This is a genomic window from Dyadobacter sp. CY323, assembly GCF_021390245.1.
Taxonomy (GTDB): Bacteria; Bacteroidota; Bacteroidia; order Cytophagales; family Spirosomataceae; genus Dyadobacter.
The window spans coordinates 50,014-70,397 of sequence record NZ_JAJUXH010000003.1 but is presented as its reverse complement, the minus strand read 5'-3'; the positions used below and the strand labels follow the sequence as shown (position 1 = coordinate 70,397).

The window sequence follows — 20,384 nt, the reverse complement described above, 5'->3', positions numbered from 1 at the left end:
GCGTAAACGATTAATATTCGTAAAATAAGAACTTCTATATGCCTCAGTTGATTGAATTAGATACTTTCAACACAGATTCAGGCAACCTGACTGTGTTTGAAAAAATAATTCCGGGAACAATCAAGCGTGTTTTTTATATCTATGGGGCCGGCGAAACGCAACGTGGAGGCCACAGACATCATAAGTCTTGGAACGCACTCATTTGCATACATGGCAGCTGCCGGGTGTATTCCAATGATGGAAACAAAGAAGAATACTTTTTGCTGGACAGTCCGGCTTCCTGCCTGATCCTGGAACCCAAAGACTGGCATATCATGGATGCGTTTTCCGAGGACGCGATTTTGCTCGTTTTGTCTAATGAATATTATGACAAGGCTGACTACATTGATGAGCCCTATCTGCTGAATCAGATCTTATCCCAATGATCCCTTTCCTGGATTTAAATCAGGTCAATGCACCTTACCTGGAAGCCATTGAGAAGGCTTCTCTGCGTGTAGTCAGGTCTGGGTGGTACATTCTTGGGAATGAGTTAAAAGCCTTTGAGAGATCATTTGCCGATTATTGCGGCGTTGCGCATGGCGTGGGAGTAGCCAACGGCCTGGATGCAATTACGCTGATCTTAAAAGCAATGGATTTTCCTGCGGACAGCGAGGTGATCGTACCTGCCAATACGTACATTGCCTCCGTGCTGCCGGTAAGTTACCTGCATTTAAAACCGGTGTTCGTGGAGCCCGATCCGCGGACCATGTTGTTGGATCCCAGCCGCATTGAAGAAAAAATCACAAGCCATACCAAAGCGATCATTACGGTCGATCTTTACGGAAGAAGCTGTGAAATGGACCAGATCAGGAATTTGGCCGACCGGTACAATCTCAAAGTGATCACAGATGCCGCTCAATCCCATGGGGCATTATTTCAGGGAAAAAAGGCCGGGAGTCTTGCTCATGCAACCGCATTCAGTTTTTATCCCACCAAAAATCTGGGCGCATTTGGCGATGCAGGCGCGGTAACCACGGCTGATCCCGAGCTGGCCGAAAAGGTTAAATACTTGCGGAATTACGGCTCGGTAATCCGTTACCAAAATGATTATCAGGGAGTGAACAGCAGGCTGGACGAGATACAGGCAGCGATCCTGAGTGTGAAACTTCCGTATCTCGATACCGAAAACAACCGCCGCCGCGCATTGGCCAGACGTTACCTGGCGGAATTACAAGTTGATGAACTCATTTTGCCGCCGGCAGACCGTGTGGATGAAGATGCCTGGCATTTGTTCGTAGTGAGGCACCCGCGTCGCGCCGAATTTGTGGCATATCTGGATAAAAACGGCATTCAAACCAATATACATTACCCGCAACCCATTCATAAACAAAAAGCTTACGCGGAATTTAACTCGTTAAGCTTACCGATTACCGAGCTGATCCACGAGCAGGTGGTAAGTCTGCCGCTAAATCCGGTTCTTACTGATGAAGAAGTTTCGTACATTATCCGTACAGTAAATCAATTTGATTCACAAGCATGAAATTGTCGGTTATTATTCCGGTTTACAATAGTGAAAAAACGATCGGTTTTCTGGTTGAAAAACTACAAAACACGCTGGCGGAAATTACATTTGAAATTGTGCTTGTGAATGATGCCAGCCGCGACGGTTCCGAGCGGGTGGGCATGCAACTGGCGGAAGCGTATCCGAACGTTCGTTTTATTTCTCTCCGCCGAAATTATGGGGAGTTCAATGCGGTAATGTGCGGTCTCAACTGGGCTTATGGCGATTACTGCGTGATGATCGATGATGATTTTCAAAACCCGCCGGAAGAGATCCTGAAACTGATCGAAGTAGCCGAACGAGGCGATTATGACGTCGTTTACACGTATTATGCAAAAAAACAGCATTCCGTCAGCCGGAACCTGGGGAGCAAACTGGTAAACTGGATCACCAGCTACCTTCTCAATAAACCAAAGGACCTGTACCTGTCGAGCTTTAAGCTGATCCGTAAGGAAGTGGTGCAGGAGGTGATCAAATACCAGGGGCCGTATCCATATATCGATGGCCTGGTTTTCAGGATTACCAAAAACATAGGAACGGTACAGGTTACGCATTTGAAACGGGAGGAAGGCATTTCGAACTATACCTGGCGAAAACTGATCTCACTTTTCTTAAATATTCTGTTCTGCTATTCGTCCCTTCCGATCCGGGTTTTTATGCCGATCGGCCTGGGAATGTTCCTGTTAGGGTTTTTATTGCTCTGTTACCTCACAATTCAATGGGTGATCGGGCCGGACCCGAAAGGCTGGCAGGTGGTAACCGCTACATTTATTCTTATTGGCGGCATTCAGTGCACTCTTTTAAGCGTTTTAGGAGAGTATATCGGGAAAAGCTTCATGGCTCAGAGCGGACAACCCCAGTATGTGATCAAATACAATAGTGAGCAGACGATATGATCGATAACCGGCTCGAATACCAGCGAATGTTTGAGGTGGAGCAAAAGCTTTGGTGGTATCAGGTGCTCCACGAGAAAGTACTGACGAGCATTAAAAGGCATTTTGGAGAAAAAAAAGTCAGTATTCTTGACGCAGCGTGTGGTACGGGCGGTTTATTGTCATTTCTAAAAATCAACGGCTATACTTCGTTGACAGGCTTCGATTACTCGCAACATGCCATCGATTTTTCCCACGAGCGTGACCTTTCCGTGGGTTTTGGGGATCTTCGGAATGTGCAGGATTTTCTCCCTGGAAAAACTTTTGACGTGATCTGCTGCAATGATGCCTTGTATTTTTTATCGGATGACGAAATTGTTCAGGCACTCCGCGCATTCAAAGATCGCCTCAACGAAAACGGGCTGCTGATTATCAACATTCATGCATTTGAGGCATTTTCGGGTACGCATGATCTGGCCGTTGGCAGCCAGCGGCGGTTCAAACTGAACGATTTTGGAGGTTATACCGCCGCAGCCGGTTTGAAAATTACTCACAGCACATATTGGCCTTTCGCACTTTCATTGCCGATCCTGGCGGTCCGTCAATGGCAGAAATTCAGGATCAGAAACAGTAACCTGAGCGTGGAACACGTGGATTCAGACGTGAAATTCCCGGGGGAAGCGATTAATAGCATTCTGAAGGCGATTACAAAAACCGAGTCGGCCGTACTTTCAAGTGCGCCGTTTGGCAGTTCCCTGTTTATGACGATCAAACCGATCTGACGGCATTTACTTCTTTTTCGAAAAGCCCGAGCTGTTTATTTTATCAAACAATTCCTGGGTTTTACCGATACCCGCATTCCCATTCACATCGAAGTAGAGGAACGTTTCGAGCTCCCCGCGGTGCATGGCCTGGTTCATATCGCCACTCTGTGACTTATGCGCCGCTTTTACCCAATCGGCGACAATCATGTAACTATGCTTATTTTCCTCGCCAAAACTAAATGAACGGTCGAAGTCGAAAACCGGAGTTGCATTGCTGACATTGGTTTCAGGATAACCTGCCAGTCCTGCAAACTTTATGTCACCCCCTTTGTTTCGCGATTGCCCGCCAAGTACAATAGGTTTTTTCGCTCCTTTATAACGCTGCGCAGCACGTATCGCGCTGATTGAGGCCGTTTTATGATGTGCATGCTGGCCATCACTCGGAATGAGGCAGAAAATGAAATCATAATTTCCGTTACTTAAAATCCTGTCCAGCTTTCGCTCCACATAAGCAATATCCCAGTTTTTCCCAGTCAAATAAGGTTTTTCGTCCCGGTTGTAGTAATCATCAAGCTGGTCGAGGAAAAAGAAATTCCCGATTCCCATGATCTCACCCGAGGCCATCATTTCCTTTTTTCGGATCAAAGGCAAATGCTTTCTTCCATTGACCGAATCAGTCATATTCATTCCATAATAACTGGATGCGACCACGCCATTATAGCCGCCTGAGCCGTCGGTGATCAAAGCTAGATCGGCAGAGCCTTTTAATTCATGTGTGATTTTGAAAACCGTAACCGGGAACATTGTCTCATCGTCGGGATGCGCGGTAACAATCAATATGCGTGGACTTTGCCCAAAAGCAATGGTGGAAATCAGCAAAAAGAAGAGAATATAAATGTTTTTCATATGGACATTTTCCTTGGGAGAAGTGTTAGTAACATACCCATTGCGGGGCTGGCTGCAATGAAAGGGTTTGATTGCCAGCCTTTTCTACATATTTTCTTTGAATAACAATAAAAAATTATGGATTTACAACTGACAGGCAAGACTGCATTCATCAGCGGTTCTACGCAGGGAATCGGGTTCGCCATCGCGACGGGTTTATTAAAGGAAGGTACTGCTGTAATTATCAACGGACGATCTGAAAGTAAGGTCAATGCAGCTGTGCAAAACTTGAAAGACGCTTTCCCAGAAGGAAATGTTTCCGGCTATGCGGCTGACTTTGGCAAGGTTGAAGAAGTGAATGCATTGCTCGCCCAACTTCCGCAAATTGATATATTAATAAACAACGCAGGGATTTTTGAGCCAAAACCGTTTGTAGAGATCACAGATGAGGAGTGGCTCAAATTTTTCGAAGTAAATGTATTGAGCGGCGTTCGCCTGTCGCGCCATTTCTTTCCTCAGATGCTGGCAAAGGATTGGGGCAGGATTATCTTCATTTCGAGTGAATCGGCGGTGAATATCCCGGAAGAAATGATCCATTATGGAACCACTAAAACCGCGCAGCTTGCCGTGAGCAGAGGCTTGGCGGAATTAACAAAAGGTACAAATGTAACGGTGAATACGGTAATGCCCGGCCCGACCAAGTCGGAAGGAGTGGCTGAGTTTGTGAAACAACTGGGTGCTTCCAAAAACATTACTGCGGAAGAAGCGGAAAAGGATTTTTTCAAAACGGCAAGACCGAGTTCGTTACTGCAGCGTTTTGCGTCGGTGGAAGAAATCGCCAATCTGGTCACGTACGTTTCGAGCCCACTTTCGGCGGGTACCAATGGAGCCGCTTTGAAAGTGGATGGCGGCGTTGCCAAGTTTATTATCTGATCAGATCAAAGCGTCTTTTGGGGATCCTTTTCCAAAAATGATCCCCAAAATCATTCCGAAAAGGCTGGCGAGCAGACCGTAAATCAAGGGTGGGTATTCGGTCCCGATAGAAACGCATAGAAGCCAGGTTACCAGCCCAAATAACATAGACAAAATGCATCCCAGCTGATTTGTGGCTTTCCAATAAACCCCGGCAGTCAGCGGTACAAAGAGTGAAACCAAGCTGAAAGCGGAAGATTCGGCTACCATTTCGAAGATACTTTCCCGCGTAACAGCCATTCCAATGCACACCGCCGTGATCACCACGATGCCAATGCGGATAATTTTAAGAAGTTGGCGATCCGTCAATTCCGGATTGAAGAACCGGAAAACGTTTTCTCCCAATACCGTGGCAGGCGCCATAATCGCGCTGCTGGTCGTACTCAAAATCGCTGAAACGAGTGCGCCGAAAAAGACGATCTGCAACGGCAAACTCATATGCTGCAACACCATATTCGGGATAATGAGCTGCCCATCTTTCTGATTTCCAGGATAAAGGTAATTTCCGCAAAGTCCGATGAAAAGCGGTAACAATGCGATGGTCAGGTACATAAATGAAGATAGTAATGTCGCTTTTACAGAAACTTCCGCTGATTTTGCGGACATAACTCTCTGAAAAACATCTTGTTGAGGAATAGATCCAAGTCCAATGGTAATCCAGGCTGCGAAATATTCGAGGGAACCTTTTAATGTAAAATCCGGATAAAACCGAAAGAATCCTTCCGGTGCCGCATTGATCAGCGGCTGAAAACCACCTACTTTTTCATACAACACATAAGCGACGATCAGTAATCCCACGATGATCATGATCGTTTGTAAAAAGTCGGTAATGGAAATCGACCACATGCCGCCCCAAATGGTATAAATGATCACAATCACGGAGCTCCCGATGACACAAACCGGCAGCGACCAGCCCAGCACTACATTTAAAACAATCCCCATTGCGAGTAACTGGGCCGCGATCCAGCTGAAATAGGAGGGGATAATGAGAATGGCGGAAGTCAGCTCGGCGTAGCGACCGTACCGGATTTTAAAAAAATCACAGAAGGTGATGATGTTCATTTTGTAAAATCGCCTCGCAAAAAAGAGCCCGACCAGCAACAGGCATAATGCAGCGCCGAAAGGATCTTCAACGACGCCCAGTAACCCGTGTTCCACAAATTCCGATGGCGCACCCAAAATTGTTTCTGAACCGAACCAGGTTGCAAATGTGGCTGAGGCAGCAAGTACCAGCGGTAATCGCCTGCCTGCTAATACAAAATCCTGCGTGGTGGTTATTCTCCGGGAAGCCCAAAGGCCAATGCCCAGGTTGGCCAGTAAATAAGCGAGAATAGAGAAGGCAAGCATTCGTGGTCGGCTTTATAGGTTAGGTCGAATTAATGATTCTTTCTGTAAAAAACGGGTATACACGGCTGCTCCTTTTTGATTCAGATGGTGTGGATCAAATAAATTTTCCGGTTTGAATAATTCCGTTAATTGCTGATCCTCCGGCAATCGAATGAGATTCTGCTCCGGTAAATAGGGCGCTACTTCGGAAAGGATCATCGATTCGGTTTTTGTAAAGTTATTGGGGTAAAAGAAAATGACCTTTTTCCCAAGCTGCCCGGCCCGCATGATCAACTGGTTGATCCTTGAAATGTAAAAAGTATTTGGCACTGACTGCTTACCTTTTTCCAACATTTGTTGTGAGGCATTCTCATTGCTTAATATGCCGTCGTTGGTTTGAGATAGCGCCAGAGCAACGGATTGATGTCCATTCTGTCGCATTTCCGGTTTGCCTTCAATGGGATGGTTATCGGGAGCCATGATTTTTCGGACGAGTGTGATCTGCGGTGCGATGGAAAACAGTTGGAATAACGTGGTGCTGAGCCCCTGAAAAAAGCTCTTCAATTTTTCCGAAGTATCGAGGCCGGAACAACCGGCCATGGCATTCGCCCTGAATGCGACGTCGCTGAAAATGGTGCCGGGCGTTAAAGTGACGGTGCTGTAATCCAACGCACTCAGTTCTATGTAAATCTTTTTGACCTCTGGCTCATTCAGGATCAAGTCGTCTGCGATTTGAAACGAGATTTCGGGGGATAAACTAAACAGGCCGAAATTATAACTACGTGTTTGCCCATTATTTAGTGAATCAAACAATGAAGGGTTTATTCCATATAGCGTCCGACTGGTCCCGATAAATACCACATTCGGTTTGAATGCATTGCAAAGCGATTTTCTAGCTTCTATATGCAGCCTTGGATCTATGTAAAATGGCGAAATGAGCAGCACTGCCATCGTTTTGATGACAATGAAAAGGATGAGCCATTTTGCAATTTTTACAATCATGTATTATTTCGGTAAATGGTGGATGTGGGCTGTCAGAACTGGATGTAGTAAAAATTGGCAACGTTGGTCCTCCCGAATATCAGCACAAGCTGAACCAAAAGTAACATAGAAAGTGCCCGGTTAATGGCTGGTCTTTTAAGCAGGTAGGAGGCAATGTCTTCTTTTTCACCCATTCGATAATTAAAAAAATCCATGACCAGGAAAAGCGCAACCGTCAGGAAAAAACCGGGGGTAATCATGGAACCTGTTCCGGACGTAAAGCCAAACATGCTGCTGTACAACTTCACGCCGCTGCCCACTTCCGCCGCACGAAACCAGCCCATGATCAATGTGCCTGTGAGAAGTCTTACCACGATTCGCCATACATCGTGCATGTGTGAGCCGATCCGGAAACCTAATGCGGAATAAAATTTTTGCCAGACATGCTTTGTCCGCATTTCAAAGTTAATGTAAGCCCATTGCAGCGAACCCCATATCACAAATGACCAGCTTGGCCCATGCCATAGACCGGTAATGATGAAAGTCAGAAGACGGTTGAATTCGAGGCGGTTTTTGTTTGAAACACCTTTACTAATGTTGAAGAATACGTAATCGCGGAACCATGAAGTGACCGTGATGTTCCAGGAGTTCCACGATTCGGTACGTGACAAACTAAAATAGTAGCGATTTGAAAAGTTTTTGCTCAGCTTAATCCCCAACAATCTCGCTGATCCGGTTGCGATATCGGTATAACCCGAAAAATCGCAGTAAAGCTGAATGGAAAACAGCAGGATCGCCAATGTTACCGATATGCCCGTATAATTTCCAGGCTCGTCAAATACCGGATTGGTTGCGCCGGAAAGTCTGGATGCGAGTACTACTTTTTTGAATAATCCCCAGACAATGAAGTAAATGCCGGCTTTTATATTATCCTCCTGATACGTAACGGGATTGCGGAGCTGGGGGATAAGTTGTCGCGCACGTTCGAGGGGCCCCGCAAGCATGGTTGGGAAGAAGCCCAGATAAAGTGCCAGGTAACCCAGGTGATTTTCGGGCTTGATATATCGACGGTGCACATCGGTGAGATATCCGATGATCAGAAATGTGTAGTAAGAAATACCAATGGGCGCCAGCCAGTTAAGCGCAATCGGCGACATGGAATCATGGATCGGGACCAGGTATTTGAAACCGAGAAGCGGCAGCAGGCAAATAATGATAGAAATAGCGAGCAAGGCTTTCCGCTGCTTTTTCGAATACGCCGGATTTCCCAGATACTTTGCCGCTACATAACAAATCCCGACCAATGTGAGCCAAACCGGCAGATACTTTCCACTCCAGCTTGCATTAAAAAGGGTACTGAGTATGAGCAGAAAAATCCATTTTTTGCCGTCCGGAACCTTATAATAGACCGGTACGATCAGGAATAACAAGAGGAAATACGAAAAATCAGTGAATTTGATCATCCTGCTCTATTTCAAAAGCACGGGCAAGCTCTTGTAGCCTCTGAAAAAGACTTTGGAATCCCATTCAGCCGGTTTCTGCGGATGCAGACGGATATCAGGAAACGCATTCATGAAGCTTGGGAGGAATTTTTGCATTTCGAACCGGGATAGCCGCGCACCCAGGCAATGGTGAATTCCAAACCCGAAACCGATATGCGGATTCGGTTTACGGGTAGGAATAAACGCATCGGGATTCTCAAACACACTTGGGTCCCGATTGGCCGAGGCAATGCCCAATAGTACCGTTTTCCCCTTTTTTAATTTCAATCCCTCAATCTCCATATCGTTTTCGATCTGCCGTGGGATCCAGTTCACCGGGCTGACGTAGCGTATCAGTTCCTCGACAGCTATGGCGCAATCGTTGTGCGCGTTCCAGTTGATCTCCTTATCCCGGTTTTCAATTAATGTCGCAATGCACCTGGTTAGCAATAATGTAGTCGTTTCGGTTGCGGCATTTACCAGGAATTCCCAGGTCCCGATTAGCTCTGGCGCGCGTTTGCTGCCCATTACTTCTCTCATTTCCAGCAGAAGGCTATGGGTAAGTTCATTTTCGTGCCGGCTTAGTGTTTGTGAAAGATAGCTGTGAAACCGGGTGGACATGTTTGCGCATTCCAGTAAATCCTTGATGGCGAGGGTCTTCTCGAAAATTAATGTAATCACATAGGAGAACTTCTGGATAAACTCAAAGTCTGAACTTTCCAGATTGATGATCTTGCTGATGATCAAAAAGCTGAACCGTCTCGCCATTTCCACCAGGTCCGTCTCTTCCTGATCTTTTAGTGAATCCAGAATTTCACTGATTGCTTCGAAAGTAATTTTCTCATAATCAGCCTGATAAAATTTTTGGTTTACAAATCGTCTGTGTTCCGCATGCTTTTCACCATTCATGAACAACAGCCAGTTGCTGAGGCTTTCACCGAATCGCAACAAGCCGGGATCATTATTCGCAATCGCTGATACGATCTTGAACCGCTCGGTAAAGTCGAAATTTTTGAAATTTACGGAATCGGAAAAAATCTTTTTAACGTTTGCGTAATCCATCACTACCAAATCGCCGAACATATTGAAGTGGACCGGATTTGATTTTCGGACGTCACCGATCAGTTCAGAGTAGTTTTGGTTGATCTCTTTTTGAGAAGACCAAATGGCTGTTACAGACATAGGGGTAGGTTGCAGACTTTTCACATGAACCAAGTATAGAAACAGTTATTTATACTTCCTGATTTTCAACAATCCATTGCGTAGTAGCTGCGATCGTGCCCATTTCCCAGAAAATAGACGGGCTCAATTCCATTCCGATCCATTCTTCGAGGTCGGTGGTAATGTTGACAAGCAGGAGAGAGTCGAGGCGAAAGTTTACAATGTCAGCGTCGAGTGCGATCTCAGACGGATCGATCTCGGCGTATTTGGAGATATGTGCAATGATCCAGTCGGAAATTTCAGTAAAAGTCTTCTGCATGAATGGTTGAGTAGAACGTAGAATTTCTTATTTGTGAATGTAATATCATTATTTATTCAAAAAAAGGCGAATCGTCCTTTTTTGAAACTTGCCGAAACTGCCTGCTAGTTTTCGGCAAACTCCTGCCTGGCCTTCAATCTCTGGATTTTACCACTCGAAGTTTTGGGCAATTTTCCCGGCTGGATCAACACCACTTTATGTACAATAAGCCCGAAAGCCAACCCGACACTTTGAGCAACCTTTGTTTTGATGGTATCCAAATGTTCAGCCTGCTGAGCAATCCGTCTCACTTCGCTGACGATCATCAGCGCTTCTCCTGTCTCCGTTTCCACCGAAAATGCCGCCGTGGCGTTGGGCTGAATGGCCTCGTGACATTCAGTAACCACTTCCTCAATGTCCTGAGGATAGTAATTTACGCCCCTAAGTATAATGAGCTCTTTGATCCGGCCGGTAATGAAAAGCTTTCCTTCATCCATAAAACCCAAATCACCCGTTCTCAGATATGGGTCATTTCCTGAGCTGGTGAATGCACGGAATGTCGCATTTGTCGCTTCCTCGTTCTGCCAATATCCTAACGCTACCCCTGCATTTTTGACCCAAATCTCACCGATTTCACCATTGCCGACAACGGTTTTCAATTCCGGATCAACAATTTGGACCTCGGTATTTTCCACCGGCGGACCGCAGGCAACGACCTCTTTCAAGTGAGCGCCGGGTATTTTTTTGTAGCTCAATGATGTCCCGTTGAAATGCAGACTTACAGCCAGCGTCGCTTCCGCCAATCCGTAAGACGGAACCAGACTTTCTTTTCTGAAACCGGTCGCGCGCATTGTTTCTGCAAATCGTTCCAGACTGGAAATCCGGATCGGTTCTGCGCCGACATACAAAACGCGTAAAGTGCTGAGATCCAACGTTTCCAAAAGTTCGGGAGCAATACGTGTCACGCAATGATCGAGCCCGAAACCTGGGCCGCCACAGAAACCAGCCTGATACCGGCTGATCGACTGAAGTAGTAAAAAGGGTTTGGTAATGAATAAAAGCGGCGAAATAACCATTCCCGTTCCTCCCGTATAAAGTGGTGATAAAAGTCCGTCGACCAGCCCCATATCATGATAATGAGGCAGCCAGGTTACGGAGGTATCTTCGGCAGTGCGGCCAAAGCAATGATTGATCGCACTCAGATTGGCAACGAGATTGGCATGACTGATCATTACGCCTTTTGGACGGCTCGTAGAGCCGGAAGTATATTGTAAATAAGCCGGTTTGTCGGCATTTGTTTCTTCCCTATCGTGCCGGATTGAGGAAGTTTCAACAGAGAAATTGTCCGTAAAAAACCAGTCGATATCATAATCCCGAAATGCATTAGAAGCTGCGTTTTGCCGCTGGAAAAGCATTTTGTGCGTTTTTTTATTGGTAATGATACCAATCGCCCCGCAATCACTGATGATGTTTAGGATTCGCCGGATACCGGACTCGGAATAGCCGATCGGGCAGGGTACTGAAATTAGACCCGCGTGAAGTGATGCCAGGAAAAACCGGATGAACGAAGCCTCCGCCGGCAGCAGGACGATCACTCTTGAATTGGATGGATATCGGTCTCTTAACTGGCCCGACGCAGCTGAGACTTCGCGTGCTAATTGTTGATATGTAAGTTGCTCTGAGATTTCACCTTCTTTGTCGAGGTACCTGTAAGCAGGTTTATCCGGATATAATTTCGCATTCGATTCCAGTAGATCCAGTATATCCATATAAAGCAAAATAAAAGAAAAGGTGACAAACCGGCAAATATCGCGCGGTTTGTCACCTTTTCTTTTTTATCAAATACTTCTGATTACCTTCTCGGACCTCTTGTACGAGCGTTGTTGCCGTAATGCTGTCCGCTTCTGTACTGTTTTCTGTAATTTCTGTCGCCATACCTGCTCGATCTGTGGCGGTCGGCATTCACAACACGTCTGTGCGGATGAGGTGGCTTCACGACAACTACGCGTGGAGGTGGCGGTGCATACCGATAGCCATATCCATATCCGGGCCCGTAACCGTAATCATAGCCAGGGTTATATGACGCTCTGTATGTACAGGATGAAATGCTTATTGCTGCAATGATCGTAACGATAAATGACAGCAGAAATCTATTTGTTTTCACGGTCTTAGTTCGTTTTGTGCTACTATTAAAACGATTGTAAGACCGTAAAAGTGCCTTTCTCAGGGAATCCCAGGCTGTCTACCAGAAGCGAAAACTAAGTTATCCACAGCTAGTAAAGTGTGTAAATGCATTCTAATTGCCTGGAAATGCATTAAATGCAGTATTATTAACAAGTTATCAACAGTGCTGTTGTGGATAACTTGTTAACAAATATTAGGAATGATCAGGCTTCCACATCGTAGATTAATACACGCTCCCAAAGGTGTGCGCAGTCGGCTACGAATTTGGTATGAAGCGGATGCACCTGGTACACATCGTGCGCGGCCTCATCTGCAAATACCATGATTTCCGCAAAATCATACGTAGCGTCGATCACGGGTCTGCGGGTAGTGGCAGGGGTACCGATGTATGCTTTTTCAATCGATTCGATGGCTTCGAGAGATTTAATACCCGCAAGAAGTGCGCTTTTTGCCTCTTCGCTGTCTTTGTCTTTTAGCCAAAAAAATACATTATGTACAAACATGAAACAGGATTTAAGTTGTTATAAATAGATTACGAATTCAGTTGCGATGGGATTTCAGTTTCGGTAAGTTCGTTTGAAACCGAGAGATACGCTTTTTCAAGTTTAAATGAGAAGGTAGTTCCTTTTTCTGGTTTGGACATGACAGCGATTTTCGTGTTATGTGCATTCAGGATATGCTTTACGATCGCCAGCCCCAGGCCGGTACCTCCGATTTCTTTGCTCCGGCTTTTATCCACCCGATAAAACCGTTCAAATATACGGTTCAGATGTTCATGTGGAATCCCCGGGCCGTTGTCCCTGACTGCTACTTCGATGTACTTTTTACCTTCATTAAAATGCACAATCACTTTTCCGCCTTCATTGCCATATTTGATCGCATTTTCAATCAGGTTCAGCATGACCTGTTCCATTCGGTCTGCATCGGCAGTCACCCAAACTTCCATCATATCATCCGGCTTCACTTTCAGGGAAACGCCGCGATCTTCCGCAATGTTTTCGAGCCGGCTGAAAATGTTGGTCACGAGCAGCCTCATATCGATCGGGGCGAGATTCATGGTGATATCGCCCGTTTCCATCTGAGATAGTACCAGCAGATCTTTCACCAGAACATCCAGGCTATCCAGGTTATTTGCAGCCTTTTTAAGGAAGCGTTCGCGGACATTTTCGTCTTCCATTGCCCCGTCCAGAAGTGTATGAATAAAGCCCTGGGCGGCGAAAATCGGGGTTTTGAACTCGTGGGAAACATCGGCCAGGAACTCTCTGCGGAACAATTCAAGCTTTTTGAGTTCGTCGATCTCTTTTTGTTTTTTGGTTACATAAACAAAAATCTCGTCGTTAATGGTCTTCAACGGATTGGATTCAATGATCAGCTTTTTCCGCGGCGTCATGTTGAAGTCCTTCATTTTTAATTTGTGGATCGTGCGGTACATTTTGTTAACCTCCCTGAAAACCAGGATGTCAACTGTATACAAAACCAGAAAAAAGGACGTAATAAATGCCGAAATGGAAACCACGAAAAGCATCCCTTTTGAGACGCCGTCAACAAATGCCAGAAAAGTGGTGGTGATCAGTGATATTAAAAACGCCAGAATAATGGCGATGAAACGGGGGCTCAGTGACATAACGTTAACATTATTGCTATAAAGTTAACATTTCTCCCCCGAAGAAAGACTGATTTATTATTTGGGCAGGATTGTTAACGGTTTGGTAATAATAATTGGTCATTTATGGTCAGAAAGTCATTTATTGTCATTTCTTGTCAGAAAAGGTCATTTACTGTTTCCGGAATCCCAAAACAATAAATGACCTTCTGACTAAAAATGGCAATAAATGACCCTTAAAACCCGCCCCTATACTTGTAAGTGCTCGACACTTTATCGATTGCAACAATGTAAGCTGCAATGCGCATCGAGACTTTATGTTTTTGAGAGATCTCGTATACTTTATCGAATGAATCTTTCATAATGCGGTCTGTGCGGCGGTTAATGCGCTCCAATGTCCATTTGTAGCCAATCCGGTTTTGTACCCACTCGAAGTAGGAAACCGTTACGCCGCCTGCATTTGCGAGGATGTCCGGGACCACCATAATGCCTTTTTCATTAATTATGTCATCGGCTTTCGAAGAAGTTGGTCCGTTAGCTCCTTCTACAATCATCTTAGCCTGGATCCCGGCTACGTTTTTGCGGGTAATCACGTCTTCTTTAGCGGCAGGCACGAGTACGTCCACAGGCAGGCAAAGCAGATCGTCGCCTTCGATCAATTCTGCTCCTGAAAATCCTTCGAGTGAACCTCTGTTTGCATCGCGGTAGGCCACTGCGGCTGCGACGTCTATTCCTTTGCTGTTATAATATGCACCCGAAATATCGCTGATGGCGTGAATGGAAACGCCGCGCTCGCGGAGAAGTAATGCAGCATGCGAACCGACATTGCCAAAACCCTGCACGGCTGCGGTGGCTCTATATGGGTTAATCCGCAATTTTTCCATTCCGGAAAGTGCCGAAACCATTACGCCACGTCCGGTAGCTTCGGTCCGTCCGAGTGAACCTCCGAGTACCAATGGTTTTCCGGTCACCACGGCGGGGACGGTCATGCCTTTTGACTTGGAATACTCATCCATCAGCCAGGCCATTTCTCTCGGGCCGGTTCCCATATCCGGTGCCGGAATGTCCTGATCAGGTCCGAAAACATCGAGTAATGCAGTGGTATAAGCACGTATTAAACGTTCAATCTCCCCAGCCGACATTTCGCGCGGGTTACAGGCTACACCGCCTTTTGCTCCGCCATAAGGAATGTCGACAACGGCACATTTCCAGGTCATCCAGGCCGCCAGTGCACGAACTTCGTCGAGATTCACATCGGGATCGAGACGGATGCCGCCTTTACTTGGCCCCAGAATGGTGGAATGGATAACGCGGTAACCTTCGAAAGTCCGGATCTGGCCGGAATCCATGGTGACGGGCAATCCAACGATCACCTGTTTGCGCGGTACTTTTAATATGTGGTACATTTCCTCCGAAATTCCGAGGATTTCCACGGCTTTGTCAAATCGCTGCATCATTGACTCCAGAGGATTTTCTTTATCCTTAATGGGAGCCGGTTCTATGTATGACATTTTTTAAAGTATTGATAATTAGTTTGTTAATGAATTATTTCTGGTTTACGATGTAAACTTACACCATTTGACCTTATAATAACAAAAAACTAAAAATTCTTGAAATAGTATAATAAAATAATAAAGAGAGATTGTTTTAAGAGTTTGCGGATGCCTGAAAGGAACTATCAGTAAGTGGCGATAATACCAAATATGATAGAAGGTTTTGTAGGAATTATAAAATGTAGAAAAATGGTATCTGAAGCTATTTTTTTTCTACTCCCGAACTAGGAATTGAGGCCAAGTTCTTTCAAAAATCCCTCCCGGTAGTTACTCCCGATCGGGAGTTCCGATTTATTCACAAAAAGCCTGTTACCCTCAATATGATCGATCTTAGATTTATTCACAATAAAAGAACGGTGAATACGGACGAACTTTAAGCGGGGAATCAGCTCTTCGAAACTTGAAAAAGTCATGGATGGCATCAAGGTTTGCTGGCTTGTTACGATTTTGATGTAGTTGCCGCTGGCCTCTGCATAGAGAAGGTCATCATAGCCGATTTTGAAGATTTTCCCATCGGCTTTTATAAAAATATAATCACCGGCGTTTTGATCCTGAATTTCCGGAGGTAAAGGCGGCTGCTGGCTGTATCCGTTCCATTGCCTTATCGACAGCGATGATAAAACGATCGAGGGAAAAGGGTTTCAAGAGATAATCGCAGGCTGCCAGATCAAATGCGTCGATTGCGTACTCTTTGTAGGCGGTAGAAAAAATGACCTGCGGCGGATTTTTTAAGGTTTTCAAAAAAGTGACACCGTCGAGCACCGGCATGTTAATGTCCAGGAAAAGGATATCAACCTTCTGTTGGAACAAAAATGTTTTGGCCTCCAACGCATTGCCGAGGGAAGCCAGAACTGTCAGATAAGGTAAATGTGCGCAGTATGATTTAATAATGTCACGGGCGATCGGCTCGTCGTCGACGATGAGGCAGCTGATTTTGTTCATATCATTTTACTTTCAGTCGAAGAATTACCTGATAGGATGTCACGTCTTCTGTTATCGTCAATTCATAGTCATTTGGATACAGTAAGTCCAGCCGCTTTTTCACATTCGCCAGCCCGAAACCGCTGTTTTTATTCAGCAACTTATTTTCTTCGGATGATTTACTGAATGAATTTTTAATGGAAAACAAAATTAGATTGTTCCAGGTTTTCAGTGATATGTCAATATAAATCAGATCGTCGGCCGTGTTTTTGGAGTGCTTGAATGCATTTTCGATAAAGACAATAAGCAACATCGGGGCGATTTTAATGTTGGTATCTGTCGCTTTTTCAATGTCTGTTTTCAATACAAGTCTTTCTCCAATCCTTATTTTTTCGAATTCAATGTAATTATCAATGTATTCTAGTTCACTTTTAAGCGGGACAAAATTTTCACCCGAATCATACACCGAGTAACGCAGCAAATCCGAAAGTTTCAGTAAAAGAGGCGGGATCTTTTCATGCTGGGTGATAGAAAGTCCGTACAAATTATTGAGTGTATTGAACAAAAAATGGGGGCTCAATTGCGATTGTAAAAGGTGCAACTCACTTTGACTATGCGCCGCCACACTCCTGGCTTCCTGTAATTCCTTTTTTCCAATGCTTCTGACAATCTTGATCAACATTCCCAAAGTAATACTGCTGATCAGAAATGGAAGCCAGTAAAGCAGCAAATGCAATGCGGCCGAACCTTCGAAGGGAAACGCAAGCTGGGCAAATAGCGCGATTGAACTGATAATCAGTGTTAAAAGAACGGCTAATGCAAGGTTTCTGAGATTTTTTATCCTAATCATCAAAAGCTCTGCAAAGTATCTGCCGACAAAAATGGAAGCCATAAAAAAGATGGTAACTGCCGTGGCGATAGCTTCGTCGTGGCCCACACCTATGGAGTTCATCAGGAAATCCATGGCGATCCAAATCGGTACCGATGCAATGGCGGCAACGATAATTACCGGGGCCTTGACCAAAAATTCGTGATTTTGAAGATCCTTCGGGGCGTTCATTGATTTCAGTGTTAAATCTTTAAGGTCTAAATCTCCATCTCTTTATCCCGCATTCAAAATGCTGTGGATGGAAATGGTTTGATCCGTGACGAAGACCTCCAAATACCTTTCGAATTGTTTTGTCAGCGTTCAGTCCTATTCTGTCAGCGATTTGGGAAGTTACAACACTATTATTTTCCCTGCTTGACTACATTGCCAAAATTTGCTTCATACAAAAGGACAACCTTTAATTTATGAAGCCATGAAAACGTTAAACACATTTTTGATCATTCTTTTTTATTCATTCTGCGCACACGGGCAAACTAGCAATAGCATTTCCGGTACGGTAAAAGATTTTAGCAATGAAGTATTGCCCGGAACCACTGTCCGAGTATTGAAAGCACCGGATTCGACTTTCGTCAAAGGTGAGATTACAGATGCTTCGGGAAAATTTAAGGTCAGCAGTTTGGAAAACGGGAGTTACCTGCTGGACATTTCGGCATTGGGACAAAAGCGATTTGTCAGTGCACCTCTGATGATGGACAGTGCGCATCAAATCCTTGTTTTACCTGCCATTATTCTTCTTTCCGCCAAAAATGTTGAATTAAAAGAGGTTACGGTAAAAGCCAAAAAACCACTGATTGAGCAGGCGATTGATCGGACGATTGTGAATGTGGAGTCGATGATCAGCAGCGCGACGAGCAATACCATGGAAGTTTTGGAGAAAACACCCGGCGTTTCCGTGAATGCAAATGGCGAAATCAGCCTGAATGGAAGAAATGGCGTGCTGGTTCTGATCGACGGAAGAAGTACCTATATGTCGGGTGCGGATCTGGCGGCATATTTGAAGTCCGTACCCGGCGGACTTCTTGACAAAATTGAGCTGATCGATAATCCTTCCGCCAAATATGATGCAGCGGGGAATGCGGTAATTGATATCCGTTTGAAAAAGAACCGGGCCGGCGGCCTCACCGGCAGTATTTCAGCCGGAATGAGTCAGGGCAGATATGCGAGAAGCAACGATGCGCTGAACCTGAATTATTCGCGCAAGAAAGTGAATTTGTTTGTCAATCTGGGTTATAGCTATGAGAAGAATTACAGCCAGGATGGGTTCGACCGCCGGTTTTATAATGCGTCATCAACACTGCTTTCTTCTGTTGATTTAACCAATGATCAGGTTTATAAAAACAACGGCATTAATATAAATGCAGGACTTGATTTTGCAGCAACTCCGAAAACGACTTATGGTTTGATTTTTAATTTGAACAAAGGGAAACGAAGCGGAGTATTTAAGTATGAAAGCAAAAATTACGATGCGCTGAACCAGCTGGCGGTTACTGGCTCAGGAAGTACAACCGGCGGGGATGAACGTGATAATACGGGAGTCAACTTTAACATGCTGCACAAATTCAATACGGGCGGGAGAGATCTTTCGGTGGATGTAAACTATTTGCATTACCTCAACAATGGAAACCAGTTTTTGCAAAATCGTGCATTTGAACCGGGTGGCGAACTTCTGGAGCAGCAGGATTTTATCTATCGCATACCGTCTGATATTCACATTTATACCGCCAAAGCTGATTACGCGCATCCATTGAAGAATAAGGCAAAGCTGGAAGCCGGGTTTAAATCGAGCTTGATTAATACCGATAATGTGTTCAATTATTATGATGTGAAAGGCAGCCGGGAAACTTTGAATAATACCCAGTCCAATCATTTTAAATACAATGAGAATATCAATGCAGCTTATTTCAATGGGCAAAAATCCTGGAAACGGATTGGAATCCAGCTGGGAATGAGGGTTGAGAATACGAATATTGAAGGGAATCAGCTGGGCAATGCGGAAATAGCGGGGTCAACATTTACAAAACATTATACCGGTATTTTCCCAAGTGCATATTTGAGTTTCAAACCGGATGCAAAAGGAAATAATACGTTGGGATTAATGGCGGTGAGGAGAATTAGTAGACCTAATTATCAATTACTTAATCCATTTCTTTTTCTTCGTGATCAATACACGTACAGTTCTGGTAATCCCGATCTAAACCCCCAATATCAAAGCCGCATTGAACTGAAATATCAGCGGAAACAGTGGCTGAATATGGGTTTGAGTTACAATAAATTCACGAACTCCATTTTCCCGACTACGCAGACGATCGATACTATTTTTGTAAACAAACCGGATAACATTGCCGGGGGATTTATGGTGTTGCTGAACACCAGCGTTTCAGCTTCGCTCAACAAATGGTGGTACACGAATACGACGTTACGTCTTTCAAGAGTTGGTTTAAAAGGAAAAGTACTGGATGCAGATCTTGATTTCAAAAGCAACATCGCCAGGCTGGAAGTCAATAACTATTTCACCCTCGGGAAAACGGTTTCCGCCGAGCTGGGGGGTTATTATGCCAGCCGCGATTTCACCGGCCAGACTGTCACCAATGGAATGTTGCGTGTGAATGCGTCGATCCAGAAGAAAATCTGGGACGGAAAAGGAAGTATCAGATTGTCGGCCGAGGATATTTTCCATTCCTGGGTTTATCATAACCGGTCAATCGGGTTGATCAATTCGGAGTATTTTCAGACAAGCAGAACAGATACCCAGCGAATCGGGGCTGCATTTACTTACCGTTTTGGGAAAGATACATTTGCCCGGAAGCGCAGGCATAATAACAATGCATCGGATGAAGAGAAAGAGAGGCTTTGAAGGTGAGAAGTAAGAGGTGAAATGGAAAATGGGTCTGTGTATATGTAAAAACGGAGGCGTTTTGCGCCTCCGTTTTTACATATACTAATTTAAGATCTGG

Annotated in this window: 20 protein-coding genes; 6 read left to right on the top strand and 14 right to left on the bottom strand. The window is 45.0% G+C overall.

The window, feature by feature from the left end:
* The first annotated feature begins 38 nt into the window (after positions 1-38).
* From LZG72_RS06460 to LZG72_RS06445, 4 genes are read left to right on the top strand one after another with little or no spacing between them, the layout of a single operon-like run.
* Positions 39-425: an FdtA/QdtA family cupin domain-containing protein gene (locus LZG72_RS06460; RefSeq protein WP_233869066.1), complete on the top strand. Its 387-nt coding sequence runs from the start codon at positions 39-41 to the stop codon at positions 423-425.
* Positions 422-1,519: a DegT/DnrJ/EryC1/StrS aminotransferase family protein gene (locus LZG72_RS06455; protein ID WP_233869063.1), complete on the top strand. Its 1,098-nt coding sequence runs from the start codon at positions 422-424 to the stop codon at positions 1,517-1,519. Before LZG72_RS06460 ends, LZG72_RS06455 begins: the two co-directional genes overlap by 4 nt.
* Positions 1,516-2,436, top strand: coding sequence for a glycosyltransferase family 2 protein (locus LZG72_RS06450; protein WP_233869060.1), 921 nt, complete (start codon positions 1,516-1,518; stop codon positions 2,434-2,436). Before LZG72_RS06455 ends, LZG72_RS06450 begins: the two co-directional genes overlap by 4 nt.
* Positions 2,433-3,194: a bifunctional 2-polyprenyl-6-hydroxyphenol methylase/3-demethylubiquinol 3-O-methyltransferase UbiG gene (locus LZG72_RS06445; protein ID WP_233869057.1), complete on the top strand. Its 762-nt coding sequence runs from the start codon at positions 2,433-2,435 to the stop codon at positions 3,192-3,194. Before LZG72_RS06450 ends, LZG72_RS06445 begins: the two co-directional genes overlap by 4 nt.
* 6 nt (positions 3,195-3,200) lie before the next feature.
* On the opposite strand, the gene LZG72_RS06440 is transcribed toward LZG72_RS06445, so the two are convergent.
* Positions 3,201-4,082 carry a PIG-L family deacetylase gene (locus LZG72_RS06440; protein ID WP_233869054.1) on the bottom strand — a complete coding sequence of 294 codons (882 nt, stop codon included), beginning with the start codon at positions 4,080-4,082 and terminating at the stop codon, positions 3,201-3,203.
* A gap of 117 nt (positions 4,083-4,199) precedes the next feature.
* Between LZG72_RS06440 and LZG72_RS06435 the strand changes: the two genes are divergently transcribed.
* Positions 4,200-4,994 carry an SDR family NAD(P)-dependent oxidoreductase gene (locus tag LZG72_RS06435; protein WP_233869051.1) on the top strand — a complete coding sequence of 265 codons (795 nt, stop codon included), beginning with the start codon at positions 4,200-4,202 and terminating at the stop codon, positions 4,992-4,994.
* Here the strand turns inward: LZG72_RS06435 and LZG72_RS06430 are convergent, their stop codons facing one another.
* The 13 genes from LZG72_RS06430 to LZG72_RS06370 all read right to left on the bottom strand — a co-directional run bounded on the left by LZG72_RS06430 (position 4,995) and on the right by LZG72_RS06370 (position 17,601).
* Complete coding sequence (locus LZG72_RS06430; protein WP_233869049.1) at positions 4,995-6,380, bottom strand: sodium:solute symporter family protein; 1,386 nt, start codon at positions 6,378-6,380, stop codon at positions 4,995-4,997.
* Between the two features lie 12 nt (positions 6,381-6,392).
* Positions 6,393-7,361, bottom strand: coding sequence for a hypothetical protein (locus tag LZG72_RS06425; RefSeq protein ID WP_233869047.1), 969 nt, complete (start codon positions 7,359-7,361; stop codon positions 6,393-6,395).
* A gap of 32 nt (positions 7,362-7,393) precedes the next feature.
* Positions 7,394-8,803, bottom strand: a complete 1,410-nt coding sequence (locus tag LZG72_RS06420; RefSeq protein WP_233869045.1) for an MBOAT family protein — start codon at positions 8,801-8,803, stop codon at positions 7,394-7,396.
* A 6-nt stretch (positions 8,804-8,809) separates the two neighbouring features.
* Entirely contained in the window at positions 8,810-10,027 is a 1,218-nt protein-coding gene (locus LZG72_RS06415; protein WP_233869043.1) for a cytochrome P450, read from the bottom strand.
* A gap of 25 nt (positions 10,028-10,052) precedes the next feature.
* Complete coding sequence (locus tag LZG72_RS06410) at positions 10,053-10,301, bottom strand: acyl carrier protein (protein ID WP_233869041.1); 249 nt, start codon at positions 10,299-10,301, stop codon at positions 10,053-10,055.
* Between the two features lie 104 nt (positions 10,302-10,405).
* Entirely contained in the window at positions 10,406-12,049 is a 1,644-nt protein-coding gene (locus LZG72_RS06405; protein ID WP_233869039.1) for a fatty acyl-AMP ligase, read from the bottom strand.
* 83 nt (positions 12,050-12,132) lie between these two features.
* Positions 12,133-12,444, bottom strand: a complete 312-nt coding sequence (locus tag LZG72_RS06400; protein WP_233869037.1) for a hypothetical protein — start codon at positions 12,442-12,444, stop codon at positions 12,133-12,135.
* Positions 12,445-12,667: 223 nt separating this feature from the next.
* Entirely contained in the window at positions 12,668-12,967 is a 300-nt protein-coding gene (locus LZG72_RS06395) for a Dabb family protein (RefSeq protein WP_233869035.1), read from the bottom strand.
* A 29-nt stretch (positions 12,968-12,996) separates the two neighbouring features.
* The gene (locus LZG72_RS06390; protein ID WP_233869032.1) at positions 12,997-14,088 is read right to left on the bottom strand and encodes a cell wall metabolism sensor histidine kinase WalK; all 1,092 of its coding nucleotides are present in this window, start codon (positions 14,086-14,088) and stop codon (positions 12,997-12,999) included.
* Positions 14,089-14,303: 215 nt separating this feature from the next.
* Positions 14,304-15,578, bottom strand: a complete 1,275-nt coding sequence (locus tag LZG72_RS06385) for a Glu/Leu/Phe/Val dehydrogenase (protein WP_233869029.1) — start codon at positions 15,576-15,578, stop codon at positions 14,304-14,306.
* Positions 15,579-15,844: 266 nt separating this feature from the next.
* Complete coding sequence (locus LZG72_RS29325; RefSeq protein ID WP_233870464.1) at positions 15,845-16,072, bottom strand: LytTR family DNA-binding domain-containing protein; 228 nt, start codon at positions 16,070-16,072, stop codon at positions 15,845-15,847.
* A gap of 82 nt (positions 16,073-16,154) precedes the next feature.
* A complete protein-coding gene (locus tag LZG72_RS06375; protein ID WP_233869026.1) occupies positions 16,155-16,562 on the bottom strand; it encodes a LytTR family DNA-binding domain-containing protein in 408 nt (135 codons plus the stop codon).
* Between the two features lies 1 nt (position 16,563).
* Positions 16,564-17,601: a sensor histidine kinase gene (locus LZG72_RS06370; protein WP_233869023.1), complete on the bottom strand. Its 1,038-nt coding sequence runs from the start codon at positions 17,599-17,601 to the stop codon at positions 16,564-16,566.
* 241 nt (positions 17,602-17,842) lie between these two features.
* Between LZG72_RS06370 and LZG72_RS06365 the strand changes: the two genes are divergently transcribed.
* Positions 17,843-20,284, top strand: coding sequence for an outer membrane beta-barrel protein (locus tag LZG72_RS06365; protein WP_233869020.1), 2,442 nt, complete (start codon positions 17,843-17,845; stop codon positions 20,282-20,284).
* Positions 20,285-20,384: the final 100 nt, after the last annotated feature.